Here is a 4,833-nt window from a genome sequence, read left to right as displayed (position 1 = left end):
GCCTCGATCTCGCCGGGCTCGATGCGGAAGCCGCGGATCTTGAGCTGGTGGTCGGCGCGGCCTAGGAAGTCGAGGACGCCGTCGGGGCGCCAGCGGGCGAGGTCGCCGGTGCGGTACATGCGGGCGCCGGGAGGCCCGAAGGGGCAGGCGACGAAGCGCTCGGCGGTCAGGCCCGGGCGGTTGAGATAGCCCCGCGCCAGACCCGCCCCCGCGATGTACAGCTCCCCCGGCACTCCCGCAGGCACCGGACGAAGACCTGCGTCGACGACGTAGATCCCGAGGTCCGGAATGGCCCGGCCAATTGGAGAGGCGACAAGATCGCGGGCCAGTAGGGGAGCATATGTGACATGCACTGTGGTCTCAGTGATGCCGTACATGTTGACCAAGGTCGGAACAGAATCGCCATGCGCTTCGAACCAGGGCTCGAGCATCGGCCGACTGAGCGCCTCACCGCCGAAGATGACGAGCCGGAGCGCCAGTGGTGGGGCCTCGGGCTGCCGCAGCACCTCCTCCTGCAATTGCTGGAAGGCCGACGGGGTCTGATTGAGCACGGTGACACCCTCGCGCGCCAGAAGGGCACGGAACTGGTCGGGTGAACGAGAGACGGCGAAGGGGACGATGGCGAGCCTGCCGCCGTGGAGCAGGGCGCCCCAGATCTCCCAGACCGAGAAGTCGAAGGCGTAGGAGTGGAACAGGGGCCAGACATCCTGATCGTCGAAGCCGAACCAGAATTCGGTGGCGGCGAACAGGCGCAGGACATTGCGGTGCGACACCAGGGCGCCCTTGGGCGTTCCGGTGGAGCCGGAGGTGTAGATTACATAGGCGAGTTCGTCGGGGCCGCTGAGGGGAGGCGGGTTGTGGCTAGGACTGTCGGCGAGACTCTCGGCCGCCGCATCGAGGCAGAGAGTATGAAGATCGGTGGGTGGGAGACGGTCCTTCACCGCCTTCTGAGTGAGCAGCGCCATGGGATCGGCGTCCTTGAGCATGAAGGCGAGRCGCTCGGGGGGGTATGCGGGGTCGAGCGGGAGGTATGCGGCGCCGGCCTTGAGGRTGGCGAGGAGGCCGACGACCATGTCGATGGAGCGTTCGAGGCAGAGGCCGACGAGGGTCTCGGGCCCGGCGCCGAGGGCGATCAGGCGGTGGGCGAGGCGGTTGGCCTGGGCGTTGAGGCCGGCATAGGTGAGGGCCTGGTCCTCGAACACCAGGGCGACGGCGTCGGGGGAGCGGGCGGCCTGGGCCTCGAAGCGCTGATGCAGCGTTCCGCCCAGAGCATAGTCTTCTTTCGCTTTGCTCCATTCGACGAGGATGGTCCGGCGCTCGTCGGGATCGAGGAGGTCGATGCTGCCGATGCGCTGTCCGGGRTCGGYGGCGGCGGCCTGGAGCAGGCGGGTGAGGCGCCGGGCCAGGGCCTCGATGGTGGCCCGGTCGAACAGGTCGGGGCGATGGGTCAGGGTGAGCCGCAGCCGGTCGCCGGCCATGGCCATGAGGCCGAGCGGGTAGTGTGAGACGTCGCCGCCGCGATGGCCGGCCAGATCGAGGCGCAGGCCGGGTGCAGCCCGGTCCAGGGCCGCTTCGTCGACCGGGTAGTTCTCGAACACCACCAGGGTGTCGAACAGCTCGCCGAGGCCGGCGAGGCGCTGGATCTCGACGAGGCCGAGATGCTGGTGCTCGAGCAGCCGCGCCTGCTGGTCCTGCAGCCGGGCCAGCAGGCCGGCGAGGGGCTCGGCCGGATCGAGCTGCAGGCGCAGGGGGACGGTGTTGATGAACAGGCCGACCATGCGCTCCATGCCGGGGAGCTCGGGCGGGCGGCCGGCGACGGTGATGCCGAACACCACATCGTCTCGTCCGGTGAGATGGGCCAGCAGGAGGCCCCAGGCGGCCTGGATGAGGGTGGCGAGGGTGACGCCGTGGCGGCGCGCCGTGGCGGCCAGGGCGGTGCTCTCGGCTTCGGACAGGGCCCAGCCATGGGTCTCGGGGAAGGGCGGTGCGGCGGCCGGGAGCTGCGGGGCGATCCGGGTGGGCTCCTCGAGCCCGGCGAGCGCGTCGCGCCAGGCCGCCTCGGCGGCGGTGCGGTCCTGGCGGGCGAGCCAGGCGAGATAGGCGCGGTAGGGGACGGGAGGCGGTAGGGCGGCGCCGGCCTGAAGGGCGAGGAGCTCGGTCAGCAGGACCGGCGTCGACCAGCCGTCGAGCAGGATGTGGTGATTGGTGAGGACCAGCTGGTGACGGTCGGCGGCGAGCCGGAGAAGGGTGAAGCGCAGCAGGGGGGGCCGGGCCGGATCGAGGAGCCGGTCCCAGTCCTCGGCCCGGGCCCGGTCGATGGCCTGCGCCTGTGCCGCCGGGTCGAGAGCGGCGAGATCGAGCTCGCGCCAGGGCAGGGGGAGGTCGCGCGGGATCAGCTGGACCGGCTGGTCGAGCCCATCCTGGAGGAAGCCGGCGCACAGATGCGGATGGCGCTGCAGCAAGGCGCGGGCCGCAGCCTGGAGGCGGGCAGGGTCGAGCGGGCCGGCGAGCTCGAAGGCGAGCTGGACGCGGTAGGCGTCCGGCGCGGCGCGGTCGTAGAGGGCATGGAACAGCAGGCCGTGCTGCAGCGGCGACAGCGGCAGGATCTCGGCGATCGGCGGCCGGTCGGCCTCGAGGCGTTCGATCGCCGCCTGGTCGAGGGCGAGGAGCGGCAGGTCGGAGGGGGTGAGGCCGGCGGCCGCGGGCTGGTCGGCCCAGGCGGCGAGGGCTTGAAGCACCCGGTTCCAGGCTAGGGCCAGATCGCGGATCTCGGTCTCGGAGAACAGGGCGCCGGCCCAGGACCAGTGGGCGTGCAGGACCGGGCCGTCGGTCCGATCCTCGGCGACGGCATTGAGGGTGAGGGCATGGCCGAGCGGGAGGTCCGGGTCGCCGCCGGCGCCGAGCCCGGCGGCCTCCGGGGCGAGGCCCCAGTCCTGGCCCTGGGCGGCGGCGAAGCGGCCGAGATAGTTGAAGCAGAGCTGGGGCTGGGGGAGATCGGCGAGGGTCGGTCCGGTCTCGGGGTTGAGCCAGCGCAGGAGGCCATGGCCGAGGCCGTGGTCGGGCAGGGCGCGGAGCTGCTCCTTGATCCGCTTCAGCGCGTGGCCGAGGGCCGGGCCGCCGGCCAGGGCCTGGTCGATCGGGCCGGGGTCGAGGCGGAGCGGGACCAGGCTGGTGAACCAGCCGACGGTGCGGGAGAGGTCGAGGCGGTCGGTCTCGCGGCCATGGCCTTCGAGCTCGACCAGCACGGCATTGCCATGGTTCTGGCCGCGGCGGCGGCGCCAGTCGGCGACGGCGAGGGCGAAGGCGGTGAGGAGGACATCGTTGACCCGGCCATGGACCAGCGGCGCGACCCGGGTGAGGACCGCCTCGGTGACGGCAGGGGGCAGGGTGAGGCTGAGCTGTCCGGCGGTGGCGGCGAGATCGCGGGCGGGGTCGAGCGGACGATCCGACAGGAGCGGATCGGGGGCGCCGAGCATCGCCGTCCACAGGGCGAGCTCGCCGGTGCGCTCAGTGGCGGTGGCGGCGAGATGGCGGGCCCAGCGGCGGAAGGAGGTGGGGCAGGGGTCGAGGGCCGGGGAGCGGCCGGCGGCGGCGGCGCGATGGGCCTCGGCGAGGTCGGGGAGCAGGATGCGCCAGGAGACGCCGTCCACCGCCAGATGGTGGATCACGAGCAGGAGGCGTCCGGGTTGGTCGGGCCCGGCATCGAGCCAGACCGCCTGCAGCATGATGCCGGCGGCGGGGTCGAGCTGTTGCTCGGCCGCGAGCTTCTCGTCTTGCATCCGGTCGGCGAGGAGGCGCGGGGGGATCCCGGCGGCGTCGACCCGGCGCAGGCAGGCGGCGGCCGGGATCGTGCCCGCAGGCGGGATCTCCAGGGTCCAGGCCTGGTCCGGGGCCGAGTGCAGCCGCAGCCGCAAAGCGTGATGATGGTCGAGCAGGGCCTGGAGCGCGGCGGCGAGATGGGCCGCCTGCAGCCCGGCGGGAACCTGCAGCAGCATGGCCTGGTGAAAGCGGCCGATCGGTCCGCCGCGATCGCGCAGCCACTGCATGACCGGAGTCAGAGGCAGCGGGCCGGCGTCGTCCTCGACGACCGTTCCGCGTTCCTCCACGGCCAGGGCCGGCACGGCGGCGAGCGCGGCCGGGGTCTGGTGCTGGAAGATGTCGCGGGGAGCAATGGCGAGGCCGGCCTTGCGGGCCCGGCTGACGAGCTGGATCGACAGGATGCTGTCGCCGCCATGGTCGAAGAAGCTGTCGTCCGGGCCGATGCGRTCGAGGCCGAGGACCTCGGCGAAGAGGGTGCAGAGGATCGCTTCCTGGGGCGTGGAGGGCTCGCGGCGGCTGGCGGGGGAGAAGTCCGGTGCGGGCAGCGCGCGGCGGTCGAGCTTGCCGTTGGGAGTGAGGGGGAGGGCGTGGAGGAGGACGACGGCGGCCGGGACCATGTGCTCGGGGAGCAGCGTGGYCAGGTGGCGGCGGAGTTCGGCCGGGTCGGGGGCGGCGGCGGGGGCGGCGACCACATAGCCGACGAGCTGCCTGTGTCCGGGCTGATCCTCGCGGGCGATGACGGTGGCCTGGGCGACGGCGGGATGGGCGGTGAGGGCGGCCTCGATCTCGCCGGGCTCGATGCGGAAGCCGCGGATCTTGAGCTGGTGGTCGGCGCGGCCTAGGAAGTCGAGGACGCCGTCGGGGCGCCAGCGGGCGAGGTCGCCGGTGCGGTACATGCGGGCGCCGGGAGGCCCGAAGGGGCAGGCGACGAAGCGCTCGGCGGTCAGGCCCGGGCGGTTGAGATAGCCCCGCGCCAGACCCGCCCCCGCGATGTACAGCTCCCCCGGCACTCCC

Annotated in this window: 1 protein-coding gene; it reads right to left on the bottom strand. The window is 73.0% G+C overall.

The window, feature by feature from the left end:
* A partial coding sequence (locus AB4112_RS35830) for an amino acid adenylation domain-containing protein (RefSeq protein WP_441727214.1) occupies positions 1 to 4,833 on the bottom strand: 4,833 nt, incomplete at both ends.

The organism is Inquilinus sp. 2KB_23 (genome assembly GCF_052115705.1).
GTDB lineage: Bacteria > Pseudomonadota > Alphaproteobacteria > DSM-16000 > Inquilinaceae > Inquilinus > Inquilinus ginsengisoli_A.
The sequence above is the reverse complement of the archived record's forward strand: the minus strand, read 5'-3'. Positions and strand labels throughout refer to the sequence as shown.